This is a genomic window from Bdellovibrio sp. NC01 (assembly GCF_006874625.1).
GTDB lineage: Bacteria > Bdellovibrionota > Bdellovibrionia > Bdellovibrionales > Bdellovibrionaceae > Bdellovibrio.
Window position 1 is genome coordinate 2,547,257 of sequence record NZ_CP030034.1, and the last position, 20,579, is coordinate 2,567,835.

Here is a 20,579-nt window from a genome sequence, read left to right on the forward strand (position 1 = left end):
GAACTTAAGATTCTGCGAAAGAATTTATTTAGTACGATATTTAAAAGATCCTTGGCCGGATGCGATCAAAACGCCCGTCTCGGTGAAAACCTGCGCTTCAGAGAAAAAGATCTTACGTCCTCCGCCAATCTTTTTTGCAACTGCTTTCAAAACACCAGAATTCGTCGACGACACAAAATTGACATTCAAAGTGATCGTCACACCGTGCACTTCAGGCTGACCGGGAGGCGCATAAAAACCGGCATATCCACAAGCCGCATCGACAAGCGTTGAAACAACGCCGCCTTGAAGGGCCCCTTGACGATTCATGTGCCACGTTTGAATGGGCATCTCAAATTCAGCATACCCTTCTTCCCACTTCAAAAGCTTAATTCCCATCTGCGCCAAAAACGGATTCACAGGCTGAGCCACAGACATACAATACCTCCACGCTTAACGAATTTTGATCACAACTTTTCCGCGACTTCGCCCTTGCTCTAAATACTCAACCGCCAGTTGTGATTCTTCGAACGAAAATACTTTATCAATGATCGGTTTAATCTTACCGGCCTCAATCAACTGAGCAATTTGCGCTAACTGACTGCCAGAAGAATGCATAAAAATAAATCGATAGTGAGCCCGAGCTTTCGCCGCAAGCTTATTCGCCTTACGTCCCACCAAGCGCAACACTTCACGCTTAAAGAAATTCAAACCCATATCTTGGGCAAGGCGCTGATCAGGATCCCCTGAAATCGAAACCACCCATCCACCAGGACGCAAAACTTGAAAAGACTTATACAGAGCTTCTCCGCCTAACGTATCAAAAACAATATCGACATTCTGTAAAACGTCTTCAAATTTCTTCGAGGTATAATCAATGACTTCATCCGCACCAAGGCCGCGCACAAACTCTACGTTCCGAGAACTTGTCGTCGTAATAACATATGCGCCGAATTGTTTCGCAAGCTGAACCGCAAATGAACCCACTCCACCGGATCCTGCCTGAATGAAAACGTGATCGCCGCTTTTCATGTGAGCAGTATCAAACAACGCCTGCCAACTTGTCAGACCTACAAGCGGAATACTTGCAGCCTCTTCAAAAGATAAATTCTTAGGCATCAGCGCCAGTTCGTTTTCATTCACGGCAATAAACTGCGCCAAACTCCCCGTACGCCCATTGCGAGGACGAGAAAAAACTTTGTCACCGACTTTAAATCGCGTGACCTTACTACCAACGGCAGTAACCACCCCAGCAAGATCATGCCCCATAATCCAAGGAAAAGAATAAGAGCGGATAAATCTAATTTTTCCATCACGAATTTTGAAATCAATCGGATTCAAACTAGCCGCATGAATCTCAACCAACGCATCACACGCCCCACAAACAGGAACGTCAATATCCACCAAAGAAAGTTTCTGATCACGCCCATACTTAGAAATTACAGCAGCCTTCATCTTCGCCATAACAAAACTCTGCACCCATCCAAGAACAATGACAAGAACCACGAACACCAAAACCCAAATACAATACTTGCACCCCCGTAATACCAAAAAGTGCCTGGCACCTTTTCCGAGAAAGTGCCAGGCACTTTTGCGGAAAAAACGGCAGGCACCATTTGCCAACGCACCCACGCAGTAAAAAAGAAGCAGGCACCCAAAAAAACGACAGACACCCTTTTTATGCCTTTGAACCGAATCTCGGTTGCTATGTTCCTTAAGAACTTATCCAACTCGCATGAATGAATTCGAAGAGATGATTTTCGGATCTAGCACAATTCGCAGAGTGGGATGCTGGATGCGCCTCTCCGAAGAGCGGCCTTCGTCGGCGCCACAGCCAAGGCCGAAAGGCATTGGCCTTTCAGCAGTGGCGCGAACGGAAGCGCAGCTTCCGCGACGATTGAGCCTGGACGGCGTGCCGCTCGCAGCGAGAGGCGCAGGAAGCGTCCCACTCTGCGAATCCCCGCTAGAACCACGAACAAACAACAACTCGCAATTCATGCATACGGAAGTTCGGAAATAGGCGCGTCTCAAGAAGAACGTAGCAAAGTGAGAATTCGTTCCGAAGTGAATAACTATCTTTCAGTCATTGTCGACACTTTGGTTGACACCCCCTCTTGCCAACTTGAAAGAGTGGCTTCTGGCATCCGCCCCAACGTGGGATCTGATTCATTTCAACAGCTTAGCATCTCGGCATGACCCTTGAACTATAGGTTTGTATCAGGAGGACGCGGATATGAAAACGAAACATCTCAATTCTACACTCGCAGTAATGACCGCAACACTCACGTTGGTTCTATTTAATAACTTTGATTTCTTTAGCTGGAATAAGCCAGCTGCACCTTCAATGGAAGGCGTCAGCGAAGCTTCTCGCGTATCACACGCTAAAGAACTTTTGGGCCGCAACTACATTGGTAGTGACGCACAAAAAATCGAAGGCCGTAAATCATTGAATTATATGATCTACAATAAAGTGCAAACGCAATTGCCTGCACAATTCAAAGGTCACGCAAAAGCTATTACACGCACTGTGATTGCAGAGAGCGCTAAATATCATTTAGATCCAGTATTCGTATTAGCTGTGATTAAAACAGAAAGTAAATTCAATCCATTAACTGTAGGTCGTTACGGTGAAATTGGTTTGATGCAAGTAAAGCCTGATACGGCTGAGTGGATTGCGAAGAAATTCAAAATCACTTGGAATGGTAAACAGACTCTACAAAATCCAGAATCGAATATCAAAATCGGTTTGGCTTATATGAATTACCTAAGAAGTAAATTCAACAGCAAACCAGTTCGATACGTTTCTGCTTACAACATGGGTCCTGGGAACATGTTCCGCTTGATCTCGAAAAACGTGAATCCAAACGAATACAACTCTCGCGTGATGAGAAACTATAAAGAGTTGTATGCGAAGTTAGCAGTACGCCCAAGTATCACAACTGTTGCGGCAAACTAAATTTATGCTTGAGGTCCCAAGTGTAATATTCACGCACCAGAATGAACGCCCTAAACTTAGAAAGCTTTTGTTTAGCAAAATCTCCGGTAGGATTGCTAGACAGAAGCTACAAAGGGGATGTTCATGTTTAACGTACGCTACGTTTTGTTGAGCCCGCATCATACGAACGAACAATCGCGACGACTCTTAAATCAAACTTACGAATCATGGAAAAAGACCTTCAATCAAGTTCTAGGAAGCGCAGATGCTCACCTAGAACTTGATGACTTTTTTAGGTATGACATGATCGGAGTTCTGCTGCAGGGAGATTCCATCATCGGTTCGCACTACTACAGTCTGTTCAATCTCGAATTAGACTGCTGCTTAGATCACCATTATATGGATGATATCTACCAAGAAACTCGAGACAAGCTTAAAGCCGCCGGCCACAAATCCATTTACTCACTTGAGTACACGAACATCGTGCCCGAGTGGCGCAAGCGAAGCATGGCCAATATAAGATGGGTCGATGTTTTGATTGGCTGCGCACTGAAGTTCTTAGATGAATCCCCGGAAGACGGTATTATCGGAACCCCCCGTATCGACATCAAGATGGACGAAACAACTTCACGCATGGGGGCCCTGACGATTCAACCACCCGTCAAAAAAATGAATTACGAATGCGCTGTGATTTATTGGCCGAAGCTGAGCGATCGCAAACTCTATAGTCCCGAGCTACAGCGGCTGGTCGATTCAATCTGGAGTAAGCACGAGGATTTCTTAATGCCAAAACCAGAAGCACAGCCAGTTAAAAAGATCGCTTAATCTGTTTTTTAAAATTTAAATATTTTTGAATTCTTCTGAAAGGACGTTTTATGGGAAAAATCTTAACGACCGATGCTATTCTTGCAGCTTTAGAAAAACCAAAAAAAGCCCTGCGCGAATCACCCTGGGAAGATAAAAACTTTTATGCCGAATGGGTTGCACAAACCGGTCACTTTGTCAGACATTCAACTCGTCTACTAGCACTCGCAGCCGCACGCTGCACACAAGAACAACAAGCATTTCACAATCGCTTCATTCCCCATGCGACCGAAGAAAAAGGTCACGAAAAATTAGCCTTTATGGATTTAAAAAATCTAGGCTTTCAAGAAAAAGATTTTCCAGAAGCACCAGCCACGCAGTCCTTGTATCAACCGCAATATTATTGGATTGAATACAAAAACTCTTTGGCGTTCTTTGGTTATATTCTGTGCTTAGAGATTCTTGCGAAAGACGCTGGTCCGCATATCGAAGCAAAGACCACAAAAGCTTTCGGCCCGAAATGCAGCCACTTCATCCGTGTACACGTTGAAGAAGACGAAGGCCACGTGGAAGAAGCGATGAAAATGGTCACAAGCATCGAAGGCCCTGAAGAAAAAATCATTCTGGATAACCTGATCCAAAGCTGCGACAACTACACGAAAATGGTCGAATACTGTCGCGAAAGAGCAACATCTAAAAAATTAAGAGCTGCGGGCTAATCGTAGACTCTAAAAAAACTAAAGGCAGCCGGTTGGGGCTGCCTTTAGCAAAATCTAAATTTAAAAATCAAAATTAGTTCGCAAGCGGATTCGCTTCGATCACAACCATGAATGCTTGGGCCGTCTTATTCACTGTAAGAGGGCTCAAAAGTTTTGCGCGGTATTTGTTTGAAAGCAATTCCGCAGACGCAAGCTCAGTCACAACGTGCTCTTTTGTTTCAGAGAAAATGTGACCTTCAACTTCACCCGTCAAAAGCTTGTTACTTTCTTCGAACAACTTACGAGTGATTTCACCATCATCGCGAGAGAACAAATTCCACCATTCAAGCGAGTAAAGCTCTTCAATCGAGTAAGAGCAGAAATCGTAATAACGAAGGTTACGGTAAACTTGGCGACTTTCACCATTGTAGATTTCGATGATGTCGTCATCTTTGATCAACGAGAAAAGGTCTGACTTCGGAGTCAAACCAAGCTTGCGCAAAGCTTTCCATGTAAATGACAAGTTGTCGCGCAGGCTTGAACCTTCAGAAAGTTGTTCTTGGCAAAGTTCAATATAGAATTTGATGCTACGGATGATTTCAACTTGCTTGTCGGCAGAAAGTTTTCCGAAGTGAGGAAGACCATCTTTATAAGGACGAACACGGAATCCAGAAGAGCTGCAGATCATCGACAACTTCATCGCATCACGTTTGAATTCCTCGTGAAGAAGTTGCATAGAAAGGACTGGATTAGTGATGTGCTTAATATCGAATTCCACTAGTTATGTTTCCTTAAATTTCCTAAAATTTTACTTTCGTTGCAGCATTACAAGAATGCTCACTCATTTAATGTCGAACCTTTAGGATGCGAATGCAATCGCTTCTGGTTTCATTACAGGAATTTTAGGTTAGCAAACTAGGTGGTATTTAACACTTGAAAAATAGAAAGGGGCCGCATTGGCCCCTCTCGATAGTTGCTGTGATGAATCTAAACTAAGACTTATGTGTTCTTAGAAAGGAAATCAACGATTGCGTCTTTTGGATGATTACCAACCAATTGACCTACTTCGCTGCCACCTTTGAAAAGCAACATTGCAGGAATACCGCGAATGCCGTACTTGCCTGGAGTTCCAGGATTCTCATCCACGTTTACTTTTACGATTTTAACTTTTCCACCCAACTCTTGAGCTACTTCTTCCAATTTTGGAGCCAAGGCACGGCAAGGGCCACACCACTCTGCCCAAAAATCAACAAGTACTGGAGTTGAAGAATTCAAAACTTCTGCTTCAAAAGAACTATCTGTTACTGCTGTAGTCAATGTGCCCATTACGGCCTCCGTCTTCAAATACCTTATCACACTTATTAAATATGAACACGCAAACCTTATAGTCAAGCCTGCGAGGTATCAATCACTTTTTGACCCGAAGTACGCATGATTACTTCTTGAAAAGAGCCTTTGTAAATTGACGGCGCAACTCATCAAGTTCACTGATGTTTTTTGGGTCCCAGTCCTTCTCAAGCTCTTTTTGGCGACGGCGTGTCTCAACACGAGTTAAAGTACTTTTAGGAGAGATTTTCACATCAGCCGTCATGGCCGCGTATTTCTTCATCTTCTCAGCCAACTTTTCATCGGCCTTTTTAAGATCCACAAGAGCTGCTTCTTGCTCTGGAGTTGCTTGATCGGAAGGCAATTCTGACGGCACTTCGACGCGTTCAACTTCAGGTTCACCACCACCTAAAAGCTCACGCTCAAGCGATTTCAAATCAACATCCGGGAACGCTTGCTCTTCCGTGCTACCACCAAGGGAACTCTCGTCGCGATCGGCTTCCGTCATACGTTCGCCGAACTTAAAGCGCATGGATTCTTTTTGATTTTCAGTATTTAGATCGAACTCTTGAGAAGCCTGTTGAGCTTCCTCATCCGTATGCCCTTGCAGAGGAAAGGCCGCGCCACCACTCTTTGCTTCGCCTTCTGTCGTCCCTTTTACAAGGATCGCTTCAGCTTCAGTTTGGTGTTTACCGGAAACACTTGTGACTCCGGTTTTCTGTGGGCTTTCAACATGCATCGCTTTATTCAAACGCTCCAGCAACACGGCTTCATCATGACCCAACAACTTTGCAAGGACTTGCAAAATTCTTAAAGGTGCAACCGGCGCTTCCAAAATCATGTCGACACGAATTTTGATTAAATCTTGCGGAGACGGTTTTAAGTTTGCTGGAAAAATCAGCACCGCTTTACCACTCCAACGCGCCATCTCTTTCAAACGTTTGCCAACGCCTAAAGAGCTGACCTTACCCCCACGACCACTTCCAATAACCACATCGGGGTTGAAAGACAGCATTTGTTCAGCAACCGAGTATTCGCTGGATAAACCAATGACGTCAAAGCCCACTTTCTTCAAAGTCGACTCGACACTCATTAAGTCAGCATAATCCTCGTACACCAAAAGAATCTTATTCATACCACTATTGTCAGATATGCGCAGCGCGAGGTCAATAAACCACTGACTGGACGATAGGCGCGATGACTCTGTCTGATCCATTAGCTACAATACGCCAAGGAATGGAGAACCATGTTCAGTATCTTTAATGGCCGAAAAGCTGCGCAGTACATTTTTTTCGAAATGCTTCCGAGTTTCATTCTTGGACTGATGGTCTTCATCTCAATCATCCTGATGTTTCAGGTATTACGACTGACAGAGTTCGCCCTTGTTCACGGCGTCTCGTTAAAAGTCATCGGCGAGATCGTCGGATATGTGATTATCTCTTTGCTCCCAGTGCTATTTCCGATGGCCCTGCTCTTTTCAGTCTTACTAACCTATGGCCGCTTAAGCCAAGATTCAGAAATCGTCGCGATGAAAGCGAGCGGCCTTGCAATGGGCACCTTGCTTTTGCCAGCGGTCGTTTTAGCGATCATGGTGGGAACTATTTCCGCACAAACTTCTTTCGTGATTGCCCCTTGGGGGAACCGTCAGTTTGAAGTTTTATTTAGCCGCTTAGCAAATACCAAAGCCACAGCCGTCATCAAAGAGGGAACTTTCGCTGAAGGTTTCTTCGACATGGTCGTTTACGCCAACGAAGTAAATTCCAAAGAAGGTCGTCTTAAAAAAGTATTTATCTATGACGAAAAAAATGGCGATGTGCCGCTGACGATCATCGCGAAAGAAGGATCGGTCATGCCTGATCCAGAACGCCCAGGCCAAGAAGTGCTTTTGCGTTTAAACAATGGTGAAATCCACCGCCAAGCAAAGACACACACAAAAATCAGTTTCGATAGTTATGATGTGCATTTTGCTGAGCCCGATTACACAGAAGAAAAAGCAAAGTCGCCACAATCACTGACTTTGGAAGAAGTGCGTGAGCGCTTGAAAGAAGATATCAAAGATCCAGAACAAAAACGCATCATGGAAACAGAGCTACACAAGCGCTGGGCTATTTCTTTATTGTGTGTGGTGTTTGCATTGATCGGCGTGGGTCTTGGAACAACGACGAATCGTCGTGCAGCGAAGGCTGGCGGCATGATCATGTGTATTGGTTTAATTATCTTCTATTGGGTTCTGTACGTCGCTGCAGAAGGTGCGGCACGAAGCGGAGCCATTCCAGTACCTATCGCAATCTGGGCTCCGAACATCATTTTTGGTGCTTTAGCTTTTGAGTCTTTAAGAAGAAACTGGAATTAGGGAAGAGCTGAAAAATTAGAGCGATGCAGTAGCATCCTTACCACCACGGTCATCCTTGACCACATCGCCCCTCCCTTGAATCAAATGTTACGGGCATTTGCCCGCGACTTGCAAAAGAATTTTTTAGATCATTTCATTTTTTTGGCAGAGATTTTGGTGACTTACAGTCACCACTATCCCTAGTGGGGCAATCCATCCAATCCCCCAACCCCTACTGCGGCCACTTTTTCACTTATTAACTCAGAGTGAAAGAACATGGATAAATCTTGAGCATCGCGAACCATGGTGGCCCCTTCACTTAACAAATCCAAGCACCCGGCAAAGTGTGGATCTTGAGGGTGACCGGGGACAACCCACACCGGTCGTCCCAATTGCACCGCTTGATTCGCCGTGATCAATGTTCCACTGCGCCTGCGTGCTTCCACCAGCAGCGTTGCCGCTCCCATCGCGGCGATCAGGCGATTGCGATGATGAAAAAGATGTTTGTGCATGGTTTGTTCGTGATCGTATTCACTTAAAAAACAGCCACCCGCTTCAAGCACCGGATCAATCCACTGCGCGAGTGTGTTTGGATACATATCTTTTAAGCCGCTTGGCAGAATCACAACGGTGGGACAGCTTTTACGTAAAGCAATGCCATGGGCTTTTTGATCGACTCCCCGTGCGCCACCACTAACAATCAAAGCCTTTTCGACTTCACAAAAATCAGAAAGTTCTTTTTCCATCCAGCGCAGCGATTCAAAACTGGGATCGCGACTGCCAACAACTGAAAGGCTTCTTTCTAAAAGCCACGCAGGCGAACCACGAAAGCTTAAGATCAACGGCGGATCTGCCATTAGATAGCAACTGCTGGGATAAATTTCGTCGCCGTAAACCGTAAACTGAATGCCTTCAAGTTTGCGCTGGATGAATTGTTCGGTCAGACGATCCAACATCGCGTGACTGTCTTCCAAGGTAAACATCATTTCGGGAATAAGCGTTTCCACCATCTGCATGATGTTGGCGACATTCAATGCTTTGGCTTTGGCAAGACGCAGATAAATCTGATGAACGCCGTCGCGGTGTTTTTTATAAAAGGGATGATTCTTAATTAAATGAGAAAATGCGTATAGGTCTGTCATAAAAACAAAAAGGCCTGCAAATTTGCAGGCCTTTCGTTTTTATCTTAAAGTTCTAAATCGGAATCGTCAGTTCCGCCGCTCGACGGTGCGCTTTGCACAGGTCCGCTGTCCAAACTCTCAAACTCTTTTTCTAAATCGTCGTTTGAGTTATTTGTTGATGGCGCGGGGCCAACATCTGCCGCAGGCGTATCCTGTACCGGCATGTTCTTGGCGCTCTTCACAACCTGGCCAACATAGTCACCTTTTAAGATGTCATCTGTTGAAGATGTGATGTACGCCGTCGCAAAGCCGTTGCTGACTTTAACGATCTTCGCCAAACCGATTTGACGATCGTTGATGATCGCATCCGTTTGACGGTTGCGAACTGCTTCATCTGCAAAAATACCGAATGTTTGACCTTCTTGCAGACCCGAATTTGTCCCGGCATCCAAGAACACCAAAGAGTTTGATGCAAAGATCGAACGATTCGTACCCAACTGACCACCGATGATTCGCGCGCCAGGTCCAGATGCCAAAGAGCTTGGACGAGGATCGATCATTGGCAATTGACCCGGAATCAACAACGATCCGACTTCCACCGGCTGAATCGCTTTTTTCACGATAGCTCTGTAGATATTTTTTTGATCGTTCACTTTTTCAAGAACTTCGATCTGTCCTTGAACTTCGACCATCTGCGCTTGGCGTTTCTTACGAGTCGGATCGTCGATCATTGCCATGTTTTTTTCCACGACAAAGTCTTTACCGCCACCTTGATCCAAACGCACATAGATGTAAACAAAGTCACCGGCTGATTTCAAATCCAGTTCCGTCGCCGTTACAACACCCACACCTGCAATCGGGCCATCGTTCAGATAGTAACCCAGATACTCAAGGCCTGTGCTTGTCACCTTCGGTGGAACTTGCACTTCGACTTTTGGTTTTTCATCCAAGAAAATACCAAAACGTTTTGATGGCAAACTTCCAGGAAGTGTTTTTAAAACCGGCTCGCGCTTTTTCTTTTTCGCAGGAATCGTCACACCCGCTAATGAAGCATCGGTTTTGCTAGAATCAACCAATTGATCTTTTTCGCCAGAGCCTTCTGCTAACTCCACTGTTGGTGCATCTGACATGTCACCGGCGAAGAAACGAATCGACATTTTCGGATCGATCTCATGCGGATTGCCAATAGCGCCATTATTGAATGACCAAATTTTTGGCCAGAAGTTTGGATCACCAAAGAACGTTGTCGAAATATCCCACAGAGTATTGCCCTTCTGAACTTGATAAGTTTCAGCAGCGCGTTTACCCGAAGCTTTTTCCCACGCCTCTGTTGAAGTGGGTTGTTCGTTATACTTTTTGTAGATGCGATTGAACTTAGCCTCTTGAGCATAGTCAGGATCGTTACCCATTGGAGCCGCAGGCGTCGCAGGAACCGTTTGCTGTGGTTGAGCTAACTGCGTGTCTTGCGGTGCAGGCTCGGCAATATCAGAGTGCTGGATCGCCGGCGCAGAATCTGTTGAACCTGATTCAGGAATTTCTTTGAATTCTGGAACTGTGGGTTCAACGACCTCGTGTTCCTTTTTAGGTTCAAGCACGTCTAAAGGATCTGCATCCCAACTTGTTTCAGGTGGGGCTTCCTCTTGTGCATGAACCTTGTGAGCATTCACTAACAAGGCACAGAAAATCATCGTCAATAAAACTGAGAACTTCTTGTTCTTCACTGTTGTCTTCCTTGATCGTTGCTACTCCGACGAAGTCGGAGTGTAGACTAGTTCAACATCTTTAATTCAGCGTTCGCTCTGAATGATTCAGGGCTGCCTGGATATTTTGCTCTAACTTCGACCAATGAACGTTTTGCGAATTCACCCAAGTTCATTTTTTTGTACGTCATTGCTTTTGCAAATGTCGCGGCAGTGACTTTGTCACTCTTTGGATATTCTTTTTCAACGCGACCGAAATAACGAATCGCTTCTGGATAGTTGTTGTGATTCACAGCCAAGCGACCTGCAAGATACAAGGCGTTGTCGGCGTAAGAACTGCTTGGAAAGCGGCTGAGCAAGCTTTGCATGCGGCTCTTAAATGCAATTTCATCATCCGCTTCATAAGCGCTCACCATTTCAGCATACAGGTTCATATCACTTTCTTTCGAAATGTCTTTTCCAGTAAGCTCAACGAGTAGTTGCTGTTCTTTGATTTCTTTGTAAGATGCCTTGTGAGACGTGTTATTTGACTTGGCGTTTACGACCAACGGTAGGCTTAAAAATACGGTTGCTGCGAAAAGTCTAAGTTGCTTCATCTATCGACACCTCTTCTTATTTCCTAAGTATGACACGCTTCAAGAATTGCAAACAAGCAGGACTTATCCACATAAAATGTTGAGTTATTGTAATGCTGGACCTTGGACCTGTTTATTTTCAAGGGTTTCAGCGAATTGCCACCTTTTTAGGCTGCATTTAAATACATGAAATTGCAAATGAATTTTTAAAATAAGCGGTGTTTTTAAGCTGCCAAATTTCAGATCTTAAAATCCGACCGCGGGAGACGCGCGGAGGCGAAGACAGATAATTTTAGAAATCCTGACTGAATCGAAATTTGCTAAGTGATTGATTCCATGATCATTCTACTTCTTCTTGCTTTGACATTAGGCAATTCAAATTCTTCACTCTTGCTCGAAAAGACGTCAGATATTGCGGCAATCTTTCATCGAAATTGTGTACAGATTCTGCCGACAGAGTCTGTAAATCCTAAAACTCTGTCATCACTTCTGTGTGGTGAAAACATCACAGAAAATTCTCTGAAACAAAATCTGATCAAGACTTCGCTCATTCACATCTTTGTTATTTCAGGGTCGCACTTAATTTTGCTTGATGAGCTTTTGAGCATTTTAAAAATTCCACTCTTTGTAAGATTCATTTTTTTGACCGGCTATTCGCTGGCGACAGGCTGGCAAGCGCCTGCGGTTCGCGCACTGATTGCCTTAGCAACGCGCACATTTTTTAAATTTTATAAGTGGCCCTTCTCGTCTGACTTAACCATCTTATGTGCTGGAATGATCACTCTATGTTTGTATCCCGCATGGTGGAATTCGCTGTCACTATTGATGAGTTGGTGTGCGGCCCTTGCCTTATGTTGGACGAGTGTTCTAAGAATTCGTGAAAACTTTTGGCGCACGTTTCTGTCACAGCTTGCGATTTTTCTGTTCATGAGTTTACCGCTTTTAGGGATTGGCAATCTGCATCCTTTAAGCGTGATCTTTAATCTTTTGCTGGCGCCAGTCGTGTCGTTTGTTTTGCTGCCGCTGGCTTTCTTAAGTGTGTTGATTCATCCCTTATTAAAAGTTTTCGACTTTGTGATGGCTTTGTTTTCCACAACGTTAAATGTATTTTCAGATCCAATCACTGTAACTGCTGGCGAACGCACCTCCATTGGATTTTTGTGGTTGTGGATTTTCGCGTGGCACGTGATCTTTCATTTTTTACGATTAAAAATTTACCAAGGACGTGATCATGCGCGTGAATAACCTGCCCGCGCTTTTGTGTTTCTTGATCGTGTCACTTAGCGCCAGTCCTGCGCGCGATCTTTTGGCGCATTCTTATTTCGTCGTGTGGAATGTGGGACAAGGTCAGTGGACAACCGCAATTGATGCGGAAACGTGTCGACACTTTGATATGGGCGGCGAGTTCTTTCCTTTGCGCCGTTTGAAAGCTTTATGTTCTTCAAAACGCAATGAGATTTTCTTAAGTCATTGGGATTGGGATCATATCGGTGGGCTTGCGAAATGGCGTTTGGATTCTTGTATCGTGATGCCACCGCTTGGGAAAACTTCTGAACGCAAAAAACTCTTGATAGAGAAATTCACTCCCTGTGGCTCAAAGAGCGACTCGGCAGAGAAAACAAGTACGACGAAGTTTCTTTGCGTAGATTCAAAAAGAAATTCAAATTGTGAAACCTCCCTCTATGCTTGGAAACCAACGATCGCGAAAAATACCAATGAGCAAAGCCAAGTTATTTCCTTTAAAGAATTCCTGATTCCCGGGGATTCTCCTAAAACAGAAGAGGTCTATTGGGAAAATCAGCCGTGGGTTGCGCACAACAAGGTTCTGATCCTGGGCCACCATGGCAGCCGCACTAGCACTTCATCTGAGCTTTTGGATAGAATGCCGCGTTTGACCATGGCTATCGCGTCGGCGCGCTGGCAACGTTATCAGCATCCCCATGCGGAAACGGTGGCATTGCTTCGTAAACGCCACGTAGCGCTTCTTCGCACGGAAGACTGGGGTAATCTGTGGTTTGAGCTCTAACGGCTTTCGTCACCCTGTCAGAACGATGTTGTCTCATTTTGAGAATTAAAGTCTCATCTTCATTTAAAAGTTCATGGAGTTTTCTGGGAACGGCCCCGGCATTGCATTTCGTTCATGTGATGAAATTACTGTCAGCGGCTCTAGTTTTTATTTTCAGCATTGTGACTTCAATAACGGCCTTTGCGGGGGCACCGGCGTGTCGTTCGGTCTTTGCTTTAACTTTTGATGAAACTCCGTGGGGACAGCTTCGTCCTGATTTCAATCACAACAATAAATACACCCTTGAAATCAAACAGGAAGCACCGATTAAAAATCAATGCAATCTTGGAACATGTCATCTGCATGCGTGGCTGACTGTTTTAGAAAATTCTTACACGGCAAAAACAGGTCAATCGATTCCGCTCGATAATCACTATGAAAGCGCGCAACATCTTTTGAAGCGCTCGATCGAACAGCTTTACAATAAAGACCAAAAAGCAGATATCGCACTAGGTGCAGGTCCACTGCCCTCTAAAATGAACATTCAAGAGTTTGGTTTAGTACCCGCTGGCGTTTGGGCTCCAAAAACTGAATTTTATGTTCAGCCCAATTCAGGAAAATACACAGAGTATTTAGAAAACATCATCGCCCGCACAAAGCTTTTGCGCGAACAAGCGAAGACCGAAGACGAACAGAAAGCCGTCAATAAATTGGGTGAACAACAAATCCGTCAGCTTTTTAAAGCCATCGTCGGCGACTTGCCACAAACTTTTGTCTATGACGGTCAAACCTACACACCGAAGAGTTTCGGTGAAGCTTATTTTAAATTCTTTGAACAATCGTGGGTTCAAGTGATCATCAACGTGAACCGCAAAGTGAAATCAAACCAAACGACTTTTAAAAACAGCGATGCGCAGATCACAATGCCTTTGGATAGAGTGCAAGCTTCAGCTAAGGCCCTATTAGACGCAGGACAAACGGTGTTCTTGTCGTATGAACATCACGCCGAATATGTCGACAAAGCAACCGGCATCATTTCAATCAAAGCTTTTTATATTCCCGAATTTGCAAAACCACTGACACGTCAGGAACGCGCGACTTTCAATAAAAACGATGGCGGTCACGCGGTAGAAATCGTGGGCTACGACGCTGATCCAATCACAGGTGAAATTATAAAGTGGAAAATTAAAAATAGCTGGGGCACCAAATCTGGCGATCAAGGTTATTACCACATGTACAACGACTACTTCCGCGCGTTCGCGAAAAGTATCACGTACCAGCGCCCTACTGCGACGATCACAATTCAAATGAACAAACCAACGCAGCAATAAATAAAAAAAGGGAGTCTTTGCAGACTCCCTTTTCAACTTAAAATTTAAGTTCGAATTACGCCTTGTATGGGCGGTATTCCATGTGAAGGTCTTTAGCAACCGGCTCGTAGCATACGTAACCGTTGTAAACGTTCAAACCTTTCATCAATGCTGGAGATTTCGCAACAGCATCTTCAACACCCATGTTTGCAAGCATCAAACCGTACTTAGTCGTAACGTTAGTCAACGCGTAAGTAGAAGTTCTTGGAGCAACACCTGGCATGTTAGGTACGCAGTAATGGATTACGCCATCAACTTCGTATGTTGGGTTTGTGTGAGAAGTTGGACGGCAAGTTTCGATACAACCACCTTGGTCAACCGCAACGTCAACAACTACTGAACCTTTAGACATAGAAGAAATCATCTCTTTAGAAACAAGAGTTGGAGCTTTGTGACCAGTGATCAATACACCACCGATAACTAGATCAGACTCACGAACTGATTCTTCGATATTTTTTGGGTTTGAGTAAAGAGTCATGCAACGACCTTGGAAAACGTCGTCAAGGTATTCAAGACGAGCTGTGTTTACGTCAAGGATAGTTACAGAAGCGCCAAGGCCTACTGCCATTTTCGCAGCGTTCGTACCAACAACACCACCACCGATGATTGTTACTTTACCTGGCTTAACACCAGTCACGCCACCAAGAAGGATACCCTTACCGCCGTGGTCTTTTTGCAAGTAGAAAGCACCGATTTGCGTCGCCATACGGCCCGCAACTTCAGACATTGGAGTCAACAATGGCAATGAACCGTTGTCCAATTGGATTGTTTCGTAAGCAACCGCTTTAACTTTACGTTCGCAAAGAACTTTAGTTAGTTTTGGTTCAGCAGCCAAGTGAAGGTATGTGTAGATGATTTGATTTTCTCTCATCAACTCATATTCATCTGGAAGTGGTTCTTTAACTTTTTGGATCATGTCCGCTTTCGCGTACACTTCTTTCTTGCTGTCGATAATTTTCGCGCCAGCTTTTTCGTATTGTTCGTTTGTGATACCAGAACCAATACCAGCATCTTTTTCAACGATAACTGTGTGGCCTTCGTTCACGTACTGACGAACACCCGCTTCAGTCATACCTACGCGGTTCTCAGAAATTTTAATTTCCTTTGGAACACCGATAATCATGTCTTCACTCCTGAATGGCGCCAGAATTCCCTCCTCTGCAGAGAAAAATCAACTAGACGCGTTATTTATCTTTTGGCAACTCTGGAAATATGCCAGATCGGTAATAAAAAGCAACTAGCTCCGTTTGACGCCGTCGCGAAAAGAGATCGGGCCGCGCTATATTGGACCTCACGTTTTAATTTTGAAGACCTAAGGTCGCGGGACCACCGCTTTCACCCTACTCAATGGGGCCAAACCTTGTTTTACTAGTTCTATGAACACCAGCATGCGCAAGAAAACCTTAACCGCGATCGAAGACGAAGGCATCCTTCTGGTCTATCCGATCCAAAATAAAAACGATCCGAATTCGGTGTGGCACAAACTTTTTCCCCGCTCCGAAATGCGCTGGGAATGGGATGCAGATGGCGATCAACGTGTGTCGGATTTGTGGTTGTTGAAAGAAGAACTTTCGCGTTCAGGCTTGGTCGTTTACACAAAGTGGTATCAGAATCGAGCCACGTTTTTTTCAAAAGAAGTTTTTACCAACATGATGGCCTTCATGCACACCGATGCGCCCCTGTCTTCCGAAAGCAATACGATCTTGGAAGCGCTGGAAATGGATTCGCCGTTATCAACCAAACAAATTAAAGTCGCGGCCGACCTTCAAGGTCGCTACATGGAAGCTTCGTACAATCGTGCGATGAAAGCTTTGTGGCAACGTATGCTGGTCGTAGCTTGGGGCGAAGTCGAAGATTCAAGCTTCCCGTCTTTAGCTGTCGGTGCGACCAAAAATATTTACGAAGATTTGTATCTTCAGGCGCAAGAAACCGATCCTGAAAAGGCCCGCAAGTATCTTGAAAAACGCCTGTCCCCGGATAACAAATTTTGGAAATTTGCGCAGAAAATACAAAAGACTTTGTAGAGCAAAAAGCCTAAGAGTCCCGACCAAATTAAACTCTTGTCATTCTGTACGATTTTAGAGGGAAAACAGCCTTTTTGTGTGTTTAAAAAGTCGACACTCAAGGATTTTTTTCCTCACCTTTATCCTGTCAGGATTTCATCGCATAAATTCGTTATATTCCTACGGTTTATTAAATTCACTATCAGAGGATGAAATGAAAACTTTCAGCTTAATTGCAGCCATTCTTTCTTTCAGCTCGCTAGCGTTTGCGGGTGCTGCCGATTGGAAAATCACTCAACCACAATGGACAGAGCAACACGAAGCTTTGTTCGGTCAATTCGTTACTCAAATCGCAACGGCTGTTGAAAAGCGCCAATGCGGTACCGTCAAAGACTGTTTGCAAAGTCCTGCGAATCCTTATTATGGCACGGACCCTTCAGGTCTTCGCTATTTCGCAGACTGCGCGGATTTCCCTTATTATTTGCGCGCTTATTTTGCGTGGAAAAATGGTTTGCCGTTTTCTTATGAAAGCGCTGTCACGCCACGTCCCCTGCCAACGGGTGAAGTTGTTAAGGACGTTCGTTACTCGCCACTGGGTAACATCGTCACAAAACGCACGGACTTGATCACAAAAAGAATTTTGATGGTTAAGAACTCTTATCCAAATGCTGTTGAAATCTTGAATGATACTTTTGCTGACTACGTTTCTACGGCGTCTTACCGTATGAGCGGTTTGGATGAAGGCGAAATGTACAGCGACTTGTATCCAGTTAAAATTTCTCGCGATGCGATTCGTGCAGGTACTGTCGTTTACGATCCAAATGGTCACGCGGCTTTGATTTACAAAGTCACTGATGAAGGCCGTTTGTTCTATGTTGATGCTCATCCTGACAATTCATTGACGACAGGTATGTTCACGCCGAAGTTTTCACGTAGCAATCCAAATCAAGGTGCAGGTTTTAAAAACTTCAGACCTTTGATGTTGATCGATTCAAAACCGGATTCTTCTGGCATCTATGCTGGTGGTAAAATTGTAGGCGTGCCGAATTACTCTTTGCCATTGTTTGGTACAGAGCAATTCTACGGCACGAATCCAGATCCAGGCGGTCAATGGAACCAAGGTAAGTTCGTTGTTAACGGCAACACTGTGAACTTCTATGACTATGTTCGTTTGAAATTAACAATCGGTGCGCAACATCTTGATCCGATTGCTGACATGAAAAACTTGGTTTCAGACATTTGCTCAAGCTTGAAAGACCGTGTGGCTGCGGTTGATGCAGCTCGTACTTCAGGTGTGCAATTGAAACCGCATCCAGATCGTTTGCCAGGTAATATCTATGGTACGGATGGCGAGTGGGAATCTTTTGCGACTCCGTCACGTGATGCGCGTTTGAAGGTGGCTTTTGCGGATCTTTTGAATTCAGCAAGAACTGCGATTGATAAATATCGTGCTCACGATCCATCGATTAAATACAACGGTGGCAATTTGGCGAATGATTTGTTCCAAGCTTATGCGCAAGGTGCAACTTCTTGCCAATTCTCTTACACGACTTCAAACGGTAAGAGCGTGATGATGAATCTTGAAGCCGCAAGACAACGTCTGTTTGCAATGAGCTTCGACCCTTACCACTGCGTAGAATCACGCTGGGGTGCTCGCCTTCCACAAGAATTGGAAGCGTGTGCTGACGATGCAAATAAAAAACAATGGTACGCGCAAGAACAATGGTTGCGTAACCAAACAGATCGTCGTTATGACGTGCGTATGGATTACTCGCTTCAAGAACTTGTGGGACCAATGCCAGGTGTCGGCGTTGCGAATCCTCCGGATGTCGACATCGTAGGTTATTTAAAATCGCAAATGTAATTTGCTAATCTAAATTTATCCCGGTATGAAAGCCCCGCATAGTTTGTCGGGGCTTTTTTATTTCTGGGGGCATTCTTGAAATTCCGCTTTGTATTTCTGTCTTTAATGACGTCAGCAACTGCGACCATCTCAGCAGCGTCACCGCCCCCCGCTTTGCAATGCTTGTGGGCTTCCTATCACAACTTTAAAATTTCTGCCGATCACCGTGAATTGATCTTTGCCGATAACGGTGTTTTGCCTTTTTCAAATATCACCTCTGAAGAGTTCTTTAAAAACTTTGCGGTGCTTGCTGAAACTCCGACGGCCGCCGACCAAATGTTTTTTGTTCCTTACAAGTCTGGCTTTGCCACGGATGCACATGGAAACAAAATCTTGCCGCCGCCAACTGAACGTGAAGAAGCTGGGCGCATTCGTTTTGAACCGTTCTTTTTAAAATCTTACGGCGATCGTCCTGCCGTCGTTGAAAAAGATCTGGTATCAGTCGTTTGGGTTGATGGCAAAAAAGTTTCTTTCAATAGACGATATGGCGCCGCCACTGCTTTACAAAAAGTGTCAGAGCAATTGAGTGCTTTATTGAAAACCCATCCAGAATATAAAAAATTTGTCGTGTCGCCACTCGGCGGCACTTACAACTGGCGCGTGGTTGCTGGGACAAAAAATCTGAGTGTGCATTCATTTGGTGTGGCAATCGACATCAATCTTGATCACTCCAACTATTGGAAGTGGGAAATGAAGGACGGTCGCATCACTTACAATAATGCCATCCCCTTCGAAGTCGTTGAGGTTTTCGAAAGAAACGGATTTATTTGGGGTGGCAAGTGGCACCACTACGATACCATGCACTTCGAGTATCGCCCGGAACTTTTGATAAGTTCGGATGCTTGCGCCACTGAATTTTTAAAATATCGCGATTAATTTTTATAGAGTTCTTATTTAAAAGACTAAAGGATTTTGCAATGAAAACGTTAAGTTTATTTTTGGCATCTCTTTTCGCTTCGTCGGCGTTTGCTGGCGGATTTAACGGTTCCATCTCTTACACGGATAAAGAACGCGCCCAGCATGCCGCTGGTATTCAAACAGTGATGAGTGCGGCTTCTGAATGTTTGCAAGCAGATCTTGAACATCACAGAAAATTCTATGCACAATTTGGCGTGTCGCCTTATTATGGTTCCGCTTCAGCGTTTTCTAAATTGTCTCCAGCGGCTCGTCGTGAAGAATTGCGCAAATTAGGAGTGAATCCTGCTTTGGCTGACGAAATGCAACCAACAAGCTGTATTGGTCTTGCGATGAAATGCTTGGAAAAAGGTTTCACGGCAGCAGGTCAAACAAATTTGTGGCCTCGCCTTCGTAACTTTGCTGATGCAAACGATATGGATGGCACAGCCTTGCAAGCGGGCTTACGCGAATTAGGATGGAAAGTTTTGTATTGGAATCCTGACGTCACTAAAAACAAAGACTGGGATGCAAAAGAAAAAGCGAACGATTACTTCAATAAAAAACGCTTCTGGGGTTACCACGAATATCGTTGGTCCACAGTGCAAAACTCACGCACGTATATGTACAACAAAGTGGACGATATCACGACATTGGTTAACTTTGGCATGAATCCACCAGCGAAGTTTAAAGACATTCCATTCTTTATCGGTACGGCCCATACGGGTTACCACGTTTTCCCTGGCGCATTCGGCAAAGTGATTGAAGGTCACAGCACGCGCGCGATCACCGATTCGCAAACGGTTGAATCGTCGGACTTCAATCCTCTAGCAAATGGCGGCGGCCCACGTGGCGCTTACAAATCGGGCTTGATGGCGATTCCGCCGGGCTATCTACAATAACAAACCAAATTAAAAAGGCTCCTAAAAGGAGC

20 protein-coding genes are annotated in these 20,579 nt (G+C 44.7%); 11 read left to right on the plus strand and 9 right to left on the minus strand.

Annotation, left to right across the window (positions count from 1 at the left end):
• Window positions 1–24 precede the first annotated feature (24 nt).
• Both DOE51_RS12190 and DOE51_RS12195 read right to left on the minus strand, forming a co-directional pair.
• Entirely contained in the window at window positions 25–417 is a 393-nt protein-coding gene (locus DOE51_RS12190) for a PaaI family thioesterase (protein WP_142696840.1), read from the minus strand.
• 15 nt (window positions 418–432) lie between these two features.
• Entirely contained in the window at window positions 433–1,434 is a 1,002-nt protein-coding gene (locus DOE51_RS12195) for an NADP-dependent oxidoreductase (protein ID WP_142698281.1), read from the minus strand.
• Between the two features lie 778 nt (window positions 1,435–2,212).
• On the opposite strand from DOE51_RS12195, the gene DOE51_RS12200 reads away from it, so the two are divergent.
• The 3 genes from DOE51_RS12200 (at window position 2,213) to DOE51_RS12210 (ending at window position 4,437) form a co-directional block, all read left to right on the plus strand.
• Window positions 2,213–2,935 carry a lytic transglycosylase domain-containing protein gene (locus DOE51_RS12200; RefSeq protein WP_142696841.1) on the plus strand — a complete coding sequence of 241 codons (723 nt, stop codon included), beginning with the start codon at window positions 2,213–2,215 and terminating at the stop codon, window positions 2,933–2,935.
• Window positions 2,936–3,058: 123 nt separating this feature from the next.
• Window positions 3,059–3,739 (plus strand): hypothetical protein, encoded by a 681-nt coding sequence (locus DOE51_RS12205; protein ID WP_142696842.1) that lies wholly within the window; start codon window positions 3,059–3,061, stop codon window positions 3,737–3,739.
• A 50-nt stretch (window positions 3,740–3,789) separates the two neighbouring features.
• Window positions 3,790–4,437: an iron-containing redox enzyme family protein gene (locus tag DOE51_RS12210; protein WP_142696843.1), complete on the plus strand. Its 648-nt coding sequence runs from the start codon at window positions 3,790–3,792 to the stop codon at window positions 4,435–4,437.
• Window positions 4,438–4,510: 73 nt separating this feature from the next.
• Here DOE51_RS12210 and DOE51_RS12215 read toward each other — a convergent pair whose 3' ends face one another.
• The 3 genes from DOE51_RS12215 to DOE51_RS12225 form a co-directional block, all read right to left on the minus strand.
• A complete protein-coding gene (locus DOE51_RS12215) occupies window positions 4,511–5,194 on the minus strand; it encodes a hypothetical protein (protein ID WP_142696844.1) in 684 nt (227 codons plus the stop codon).
• Between the two features lie 221 nt (window positions 5,195–5,415).
• Entirely contained in the window at window positions 5,416–5,742 is a 327-nt protein-coding gene (gene trxA / locus DOE51_RS12220) for a thioredoxin (RefSeq protein ID WP_142696845.1), read from the minus strand.
• Between the two features lie 109 nt (window positions 5,743–5,851).
• Window positions 5,852–6,877: a hypothetical protein gene (locus DOE51_RS12225; protein ID WP_142696846.1), complete on the minus strand. Its 1,026-nt coding sequence runs from the start codon at window positions 6,875–6,877 to the stop codon at window positions 5,852–5,854.
• Between the two features lie 111 nt (window positions 6,878–6,988).
• Between DOE51_RS12225 and lptF the strand changes: the two genes are divergently transcribed.
• Window positions 6,989–8,095 carry an LPS export ABC transporter permease LptF gene (lptF, locus tag DOE51_RS12230; RefSeq protein WP_142696847.1) on the plus strand — a complete coding sequence of 369 codons (1,107 nt, stop codon included), beginning with the start codon at window positions 6,989–6,991 and terminating at the stop codon, window positions 8,093–8,095.
• Between the two features lie 179 nt (window positions 8,096–8,274).
• Here the strand turns inward: lptF and DOE51_RS12235 are convergent, their stop codons facing one another.
• The 3 genes from DOE51_RS12235 to DOE51_RS12245 are packed head-to-tail and all read right to left on the minus strand — an operon-like array spanning window position 8,275 to window position 11,491.
• Window positions 8,275–9,216, minus strand: a complete 942-nt coding sequence (locus DOE51_RS12235; protein ID WP_142696848.1) for a DNA-processing protein DprA — start codon at window positions 9,214–9,216, stop codon at window positions 8,275–8,277.
• 44 nt (window positions 9,217–9,260) lie between these two features.
• A complete protein-coding gene (locus DOE51_RS12240) occupies window positions 9,261–10,916 on the minus strand; it encodes a LysM peptidoglycan-binding domain-containing protein (protein WP_246845067.1) in 1,656 nt (551 codons plus the stop codon).
• Window positions 10,917–10,963: 47 nt separating this feature from the next.
• Window positions 10,964–11,491 (minus strand): tol-pal system YbgF family protein, encoded by a 528-nt coding sequence (locus DOE51_RS12245; protein WP_142696849.1) that lies wholly within the window; start codon window positions 11,489–11,491, stop codon window positions 10,964–10,966.
• A 315-nt stretch (window positions 11,492–11,806) separates the two neighbouring features.
• On the opposite strand from DOE51_RS12245, the gene DOE51_RS12250 reads away from it, so the two are divergent.
• The 3 genes from DOE51_RS12250 (at window position 11,807) to DOE51_RS12260 (ending at window position 14,806) form a co-directional block, all read left to right on the plus strand.
• Window positions 11,807–12,715, plus strand: coding sequence for a ComEC/Rec2 family competence protein (locus DOE51_RS12250; RefSeq protein ID WP_142696850.1), 909 nt, complete (start codon window positions 11,807–11,809; stop codon window positions 12,713–12,715).
• Window positions 12,702–13,496, plus strand: coding sequence for a ComEC/Rec2 family competence protein (locus DOE51_RS12255; RefSeq protein WP_142696851.1), 795 nt, complete (start codon window positions 12,702–12,704; stop codon window positions 13,494–13,496). The genes DOE51_RS12250 and DOE51_RS12255 overlap by 14 nt, the downstream gene beginning before the upstream one ends.
• Before the next feature lie 119 nt (window positions 13,497–13,615).
• Complete coding sequence (locus DOE51_RS12260) at window positions 13,616–14,806, plus strand: C1 family peptidase (RefSeq protein WP_142696852.1); 1,191 nt, start codon at window positions 13,616–13,618, stop codon at window positions 14,804–14,806.
• Between the two features lie 55 nt (window positions 14,807–14,861).
• Here the strand turns inward: DOE51_RS12260 and ald are convergent, their stop codons facing one another.
• The gene (gene ald / locus DOE51_RS12265) at window positions 14,862–15,968 is read right to left on the minus strand and encodes an alanine dehydrogenase (protein ID WP_142696853.1); all 1,107 of its coding nucleotides are present in this window, start codon (window positions 15,966–15,968) and stop codon (window positions 14,862–14,864) included.
• 253 nt (window positions 15,969–16,221) lie between these two features.
• Here ald and DOE51_RS12270 point away from each other — a divergent pair, with 253 nt between their 5' ends.
• From DOE51_RS12270 to DOE51_RS12285, 4 genes are all read left to right on the plus strand, one after another.
• On the plus strand, window positions 16,222–16,869 hold the full coding sequence (locus tag DOE51_RS12270; RefSeq protein WP_142696854.1) for a hypothetical protein: 648 nt from the start codon (window positions 16,222–16,224) through the stop codon (window positions 16,867–16,869).
• Window positions 16,870–17,062: 193 nt separating this feature from the next.
• Window positions 17,063–18,712 carry a hypothetical protein gene (locus tag DOE51_RS12275; protein WP_142696855.1) on the plus strand — a complete coding sequence of 550 codons (1,650 nt, stop codon included), beginning with the start codon at window positions 17,063–17,065 and terminating at the stop codon, window positions 18,710–18,712.
• 75 nt (window positions 18,713–18,787) lie between these two features.
• On the plus strand, window positions 18,788–19,627 hold the full coding sequence (locus DOE51_RS12280; protein ID WP_142696856.1) for a M15 family metallopeptidase: 840 nt from the start codon (window positions 18,788–18,790) through the stop codon (window positions 19,625–19,627).
• Between the two features lie 41 nt (window positions 19,628–19,668).
• Window positions 19,669–20,547 (plus strand): hypothetical protein, encoded by an 879-nt coding sequence (locus DOE51_RS12285; protein WP_142696857.1) that lies wholly within the window; start codon window positions 19,669–19,671, stop codon window positions 20,545–20,547.
• Window positions 20,548–20,579 lie beyond the last annotated feature (32 nt).

What these genes read in the sequence shown, in the direction of transcription:
- DOE51_RS12190 (WP_142696840.1), bottom strand. Translation starts at nt 417, where the DNA reads ATGTCTGTGGCTCAGCCTGTGAATCCGTTTTTGGCGCAGATGGGAATT.
- DOE51_RS12195 (WP_142698281.1), bottom strand. Translation starts at nt 1,434, where the DNA reads ATGAAGGCTGCTGTAATTTCTAAGTATGGGCGTGATCAGAAACTTTCT.
- DOE51_RS12200 (WP_142696841.1), top strand. Translation starts at nt 2,213, where the DNA reads ATGAAAACGAAACATCTCAATTCTACACTCGCAGTAATGACCGCAACA.
- DOE51_RS12205 (WP_142696842.1), top strand. Translation starts at nt 3,059, where the DNA reads ATGTTTAACGTACGCTACGTTTTGTTGAGCCCGCATCATACGAACGAA.
- DOE51_RS12210 (WP_142696843.1), top strand. Translation starts at nt 3,790, where the DNA reads ATGGGAAAAATCTTAACGACCGATGCTATTCTTGCAGCTTTAGAAAAA.
- trxA (WP_142696845.1), bottom strand. Translation starts at nt 5,742, where the DNA reads ATGGGCACATTGACTACAGCAGTAACAGATAGTTCTTTTGAAGCAGAA.
- DOE51_RS12225 (WP_142696846.1), bottom strand. Translation starts at nt 6,877, where the DNA reads ATGAATAAGATTCTTTTGGTGTACGAGGATTATGCTGACTTAATGAGT.
- lptF (WP_142696847.1), top strand. Translation starts at nt 6,989, where the DNA reads ATGTTCAGTATCTTTAATGGCCGAAAAGCTGCGCAGTACATTTTTTTC.
- DOE51_RS12235 (WP_142696848.1), bottom strand. Translation starts at nt 9,216, where the DNA reads ATGACAGACCTATACGCATTTTCTCATTTAATTAAGAATCATCCCTTT.
- DOE51_RS12245 (WP_142696849.1), bottom strand. Translation starts at nt 11,491, where the DNA reads ATGAAGCAACTTAGACTTTTCGCAGCAACCGTATTTTTAAGCCTACCG.
- DOE51_RS12250 (WP_142696850.1), top strand. Translation starts at nt 11,807, where the DNA reads ATGATCATTCTACTTCTTCTTGCTTTGACATTAGGCAATTCAAATTCT.
- DOE51_RS12255 (WP_142696851.1), top strand. Translation starts at nt 12,702, where the DNA reads ATGCGCGTGAATAACCTGCCCGCGCTTTTGTGTTTCTTGATCGTGTCA.
- DOE51_RS12260 (WP_142696852.1), top strand. Translation starts at nt 13,616, where the DNA reads ATGAAATTACTGTCAGCGGCTCTAGTTTTTATTTTCAGCATTGTGACT.
- ald (WP_142696853.1), bottom strand. Translation starts at nt 15,968, where the DNA reads ATGATTATCGGTGTTCCAAAGGAAATTAAAATTTCTGAGAACCGCGTA.
- DOE51_RS12270 (WP_142696854.1), top strand. Translation starts at nt 16,222, where the DNA reads ATGAACACCAGCATGCGCAAGAAAACCTTAACCGCGATCGAAGACGAA.
- DOE51_RS12275 (WP_142696855.1), top strand. Translation starts at nt 17,063, where the DNA reads ATGAAAACTTTCAGCTTAATTGCAGCCATTCTTTCTTTCAGCTCGCTA.
- DOE51_RS12285 (WP_142696857.1), top strand. Translation starts at nt 19,669, where the DNA reads ATGAAAACGTTAAGTTTATTTTTGGCATCTCTTTTCGCTTCGTCGGCG.